6 protein-coding genes and 1 pseudogene are annotated in these 4,788 nt (G+C 31.5%); 5 read left to right on the top strand and 2 right to left on the bottom strand.

The window, feature by feature from the left end; translation table 11 throughout:
* Positions 1-307 (top strand): annotated as a pseudogene (locus DIU01_RS13630) (hypothetical protein); the annotation flags it as partial.
* A 69-nt stretch (positions 308-376) separates the two neighbouring features.
* The gene (gene murC / locus DIU01_RS13625; protein WP_290835345.1) at positions 377-1,732 is read left to right on the top strand and encodes a Mur ligase family protein; all 1,356 of its coding nucleotides are present in this window, start codon (positions 377-379) and stop codon (positions 1,730-1,732) included.
* Positions 1,733-1,784: 52 nt separating this feature from the next.
* On the opposite strand, the gene DIU01_RS13620 is transcribed toward murC, so the two are convergent.
* On the bottom strand, positions 1,785-2,429 hold the full coding sequence (locus DIU01_RS13620) for a DUF1287 domain-containing protein (RefSeq protein ID WP_290835343.1): 645 nt from the start codon (positions 2,427-2,429) through the stop codon (positions 1,785-1,787).
* Positions 2,430-2,523: 94 nt separating this feature from the next.
* On the opposite strand from DIU01_RS13620, the gene radC reads away from it, so the two are divergent.
* Positions 2,524-3,207, top strand: a complete 684-nt coding sequence (radC, locus tag DIU01_RS13615; RefSeq protein ID WP_290835341.1) for a DNA repair protein RadC — start codon at positions 2,524-2,526, stop codon at positions 3,205-3,207.
* On the opposite strand, the gene DIU01_RS13610 is transcribed toward radC, so the two are convergent.
* Positions 3,204-3,596 carry a Fur family transcriptional regulator gene (locus DIU01_RS13610; protein ID WP_290835339.1) on the bottom strand — a complete coding sequence of 131 codons (393 nt, stop codon included), beginning with the start codon at positions 3,594-3,596 and terminating at the stop codon, positions 3,204-3,206. The genes radC and DIU01_RS13610 overlap by 4 nt on opposite strands.
* Before the next feature lie 84 nt (positions 3,597-3,680).
* On the opposite strand from DIU01_RS13610, the gene DIU01_RS13605 reads away from it, so the two are divergent.
* Positions 3,681-4,031 (top strand): MerC domain-containing protein, encoded by a 351-nt coding sequence (locus DIU01_RS13605; protein WP_290835337.1) that lies wholly within the window; start codon positions 3,681-3,683, stop codon positions 4,029-4,031.
* A gap of 1 nt (position 4,032) precedes the next feature.
* On the top strand, positions 4,033-4,788 hold a 756-nt coding region (locus DIU01_RS13600), incomplete at its 3' end, for a GTP-binding protein (RefSeq protein ID WP_290835335.1).

Here is a 4,788-nt window from a genome sequence, read left to right as displayed (position 1 = left end):
CGTAGAATCACGCTGGGCTTTAGTGATGCTTTATATTGAATTACCCGGAATTGTTGGAGGTAGCGAGAAGAAAGCCGTCAAATATGCCGATGAATTAATGGAATTATCCAAAGTAGACGGATATTTAGCAAAAGGATACATCGACGAATATTTCAATCGTTATAAAAAAGCAGAAATATATTACCTAAAAGCACACGAAATTGGTAACTCAAAAACCACGTTTCAAAAGCTCTATAGTTTATATTTGAACAAATTAAAAGACAAAATCAAAGCATCTAAGTTAAAACAACAATTCGATAATAAATAACAAAACTCAAATTCCAAATTCCAATCATCTTAGGTTTGGAATTTGGAATTTTTAAAATTGGAATTTCAAATGCGTACACATTTCATAGCCATTGGCGGAGCAGCCATGCACAATCTAGCACTAGCATTACACAATAAAGGATATCAAGTTACAGGAAGCGACGACGCCATATTTGAACCATCAAAATCACGTCTAGAAAAGAAAGGTTTGCTACCAATAGAAATGGGTTGGTTTCCAGAAAAAATCACTCAAGATATTGAAGCTATCATTCTAGGAATGCACGCTAAAGCAGACAACCCAGAGTTGTTGAAAGCCGAAGAATTGGGTTTGAAAATCTATTCGTATCCCGAATTTTTATACGAACAATCTAAAAATAAAACCCGAGTAGTAATTGGAGGTTCGCACGGAAAGACTACCATAACTTCAATGATTTTGCATGTGATGCATTATCACAATATAGAAGTTGATTACATGGTTGGCGCACAGTTAGAAGGATTTGATACAATGGTTCATCTTACAGGAACCAACGATTTTATTGTTCTTGAAGGCGATGAATATTTATCTTCTCCAATAGACAGACGACCAAAATTTCATTTATATCAACCCAATATTGCTTTGCTTTCGGGAATTGCTTGGGATCATATTAACGTGTTTCCAACCTTTGAAAATTACGTAGAGCAATTTGAAATTTTTGTAAATCAAATTACTAAAGGTGGAATTCTTGTGTATAATGAAGAAGACGAAACCGTAAAAAAAGTAGCCGAAGAAACTACAAATACCATAAGACGTTTACCGTATGCAACACCAAATTATTCAGTTGAAGACGGAACAACATTGTTAGAAACTCCAGAAGGACCAATGCCAATCGAAGTTTTTGGCGCTCACAATTTAAATAATCTTGCTGGTGCAAAATGGATTTGTCAAAATATGGGTGTTGACGAAGCCGATTTTTATGAAGCAATTGCCAGTTTTAAAGGCGCAAGCAAACGTCTAGAAAAAATTGCTGAAGGAAAAGGAAAAGTAGCTTACAAAGATTTTGCACATTCACCAAGCAAAGTTTCGGCAACTACAAAAGCGGTTAAAAATCAATATCCTGATAGAAAATTAATTGCTTGTTTAGAACTACATACATACAGTAGTTTGAACGCCGAATTTCTAAAAGAATATCAAAACGCACTTGATGCTGCAGATGTCGCGGTAGTTTTCTATTCACCAGATGCTGTAAAAATCAAACAACTAGAAGAAGTAACATACGACCAAATTGCACAATCATTCCAAAGAGAAGACTTAATTATTTATACTAATCCAGCTGATTTTAAAGAGTTTTTATTCAGTCAAAACTTTGATAATTCAGCATTATTATTAATGAGTTCTGGGAATTATGGCGGATTGAATTTTGATGAGGTTAAAGAGTTGATGAGGTAAGATTGTTGAAATCTGATTAACGATTTTTGAATCAATCTAAAATCAAAAATCGTTAATCTTCACTCTTAAATAAATAATGCCCAACAATATCATAACTAAACAAGCAATCTTCAAGCACTTGTCCGCCACCAACATTGTGAACTAAAAGTGGTCGTTTGCCATCGGCTGATTTTTTATGAGTTACAATTCCGATGTGAGGTAATTTTCCGTTAATCATCCAAGTTACAATTTCGCCAGTTTTATAATCGTTTGGATTATCTGAAACTTCTAGTTTTTTACCTTTTCGAGTAAAGAAAACTTCAATATTGGGAACTCTTCTGTGGTCAATATTGGTGTCTGGTTTTTTCAAACCCCATTTTTTTAAATTTGGATATAACGAAAAATTGGCTTTCAAATCTTCGTGAACTTCCTTCTGCAAATCAATTCCAAGTTTTCTGTAGGCGCGAATAACCACATCAGTACAAACACCTTTGTTTTTTGGAACATCGCCATTTGGATATTTTATTCCAATATAACTCGGATCATATTGTACGGTTTCATCAATAATCGAAATAGCTGCATTGGATAATTTCTCCTGAAAAGTAATAGGATTTTCAATTACTAACGAAGTTGATTCAATAGTATTCGATGCTAATTTATCAGATTCTTTGCATCCAAATGAGAAGCCAATTAAGAGTAAAATAGGAAGTAGTTTCATTGGTGTTTTTTAATCAAACGAAAATTATATTCATTTTATTTTGAACTGATTAAAAAATTATTTTAATTTGTATCATAATATAAGCCAAATAGTTATGTACACACCAATAAATCAATGGGCCGAAGACGATCGCCCAAGAGAAAAATTTCTTCTAAAAGGAAAATCTTCCTTATCTGATTCCGAATTACTTGCAATATTAATCGGTTCTGGCTCTCGAAACGAAAGCGCAGTGCAACTTTGTCAACGCATTTTAGCATCAGCAAATAACAATCTTAATCAACTAGGAAAACTTTCCATTGCACAACTTACCGAATTTAAAGGAATAGGAGAGGCAAAAGCCATTACTATCGCAGCAGCTTTAGAATTAGGACGAAGACGTAGATCAGAAGATGCAGAAGAACTTAAGATAATTAATTCAAGTAAAGCAGTTTTCGAAATTATGCAACCCATAATAGGCGAATTACCACACGAAGAATTTTGGATTTTATACCTTAACAATTCCAATAAAGTAATTCATAAAGCGCAACTTTCCAAAGGCGGAATTACAGGAACAGTTGTAGATAGTAGAATTGTGTTTAAAACAGCTTTCGAACAAAATGCGACATCAATAATTCTCACACACAATCATCCATCCGGGAAATTGGCCGCAAGTCAAGCAGATATTGAAATTACTAAAAGGCTCAAACTCGCTGGAGAACAATTGGAAATTTTAATTTTAGATCATATTATTATTACCGAAACAGGATATTATAGTTTTCAAGACGACGGAATATTTTAAATACAATTAGGACAAATACCAGTCACAAGAATTTGTTTGTCCAGAATTTTGTATTCTTTGGGTAGATTTATTTTTGCGGAAGTATTTTCTATACATGTTGTTTCATGACATTTATTGCAACTAAAATGTATATGATCGTGTTGATGGTGTTCATTTTCGCAAGTGTTGCATAAAGCATATTGTATTCCTCCTTCTAAGTTGGCGATTTTGTGAAGCTTTCCTTCATCAACAAGTCTATCAAGTGCTCTATAGATTGTTACTCGATCTACTTTATTATCAAAAAATTCTTGAAAATCTTTATGCGTTAATGCAATTTTCTTTAGAGATAGTAATGATAAAATTTCACTTTTAGTTGATGAATTTCTTTCACGTTTTATTTTTTTTTCCATTTTACAAATTGTTTAATAGCAACATTGTTGCGTTTATGTAATATAGTTTATATCTTTGCAAAGTAAATACTTAATTAAATAAGAATGAGTAAATCTTTCGAAAAAACTTTAGATTTCATTGGTGTGTCAAGCGCAACTTTATGTTTAATTCATTGTTTGGTTTTTCCTTTAATAACCGTGATACCAATTGGCTTCAGTCATAATCATTGGGTGGATTTAGTGTTTGCATTAATTGGATTGTTTGCTGTTATTAAAATACTAAAAACTAATACTTCCATTTATATAAAATTTTTGTTGTTAATATCAATTGTATTGATATTCTCTTCAATTTTTATTACACTTTTTTTTCATCATCATTCTGTTTTACTCTACATTGGTGGGGTTGGTATGATTGTAGGTCATCTTTTAAATTTTAAGACGCATAGGCATAGTTAACATGAAAAATAAAATCGAATCTTATATAATCACTGGTTTTTTAGGCGCTGGTAAAACTACAATATTAAATAGCTTACTACGACAAACTAACAACAATAAGAATATTGTAATTGAAAACGAATTTGGTAAAATTAATATTGATGCTACTTTGATTTCTGGTCTTGTAGAAGGTCTATTTGAACTTACTAATGGTTGTATTTGTTGTTCAATTAATAACCAATTATTAGAAACATTACAAAAAATAGACGAATTAAAAGATAGACCAAGCAATTTGTTTATCGAAACTACAGGTATTGCAGATGCAGGAGAGGTAGGAGCAGTTTTTTCGAGTTTTTTTGTAGACAAAGCCTTTTCATTAAACAAAGTTATCTGTGTAGTTGATGCTGATAATTTTGAAAGCTATGTCGATTCTAACATAGAAATTCAAAAACAAATAGTTGCTGCTGATATTGTTGTTTTAAACAAATTAAATTCAATTGATACTTTTAAAATAGAAAATTTAAATTCTATAATTAAAACGATTAATTCATTTGCAACTATTGCAGAGTCTTATAATGGAGATTTAGATATTAATGTTTTAAAAGGTTCAGTTAAAACAAAAGAGATTTTAGAAATTCCACTTTCTAAAATTGAAGTTAAACATAAGATTAAAACATTGTTATTTGAAACGGAGTCTCGTTTCAATATTCAACAGTTAAAGTACGAGTTGTTTAAATCACTTTTTTTATTTTATCATCAGATATATAGAATGAAAGGT

The sequence above is a fragment of the Flavobacterium sp. genome, from assembly GCF_003525665.1.
GTDB lineage: Bacteria > Bacteroidota > Bacteroidia > Flavobacteriales > Flavobacteriaceae > Flavobacterium.
The sequence above is the reverse complement of the archived record's forward strand: the minus strand, read 5'-3'. Positions and strand labels throughout refer to the sequence as shown.

Bases quoted from the DNA above. Each gene is read 5' to 3' on its own strand.
- murC (WP_290835345.1), top strand. From the start codon at position 377: ATGCGTACACATTTCATAGCCATTGGCGGAGCAGCCATGCACAATCTA.
- DIU01_RS13620 (WP_290835343.1), bottom strand. From the start codon at position 2,429: ATGAAACTACTTCCTATTTTACTCTTAATTGGCTTCTCATTTGGATGC.
- radC (WP_290835341.1), top strand. From the start codon at position 2,524: ATGTACACACCAATAAATCAATGGGCCGAAGACGATCGCCCAAGAGAA.
- DIU01_RS13610 (WP_290835339.1), bottom strand. From the start codon at position 3,596: ATGGAAAAAAAAATAAAACGTGAAAGAAATTCATCAACTAAAAGTGAA.
- DIU01_RS13605 (WP_290835337.1), top strand. From the start codon at position 3,681: ATGAGTAAATCTTTCGAAAAAACTTTAGATTTCATTGGTGTGTCAAGC.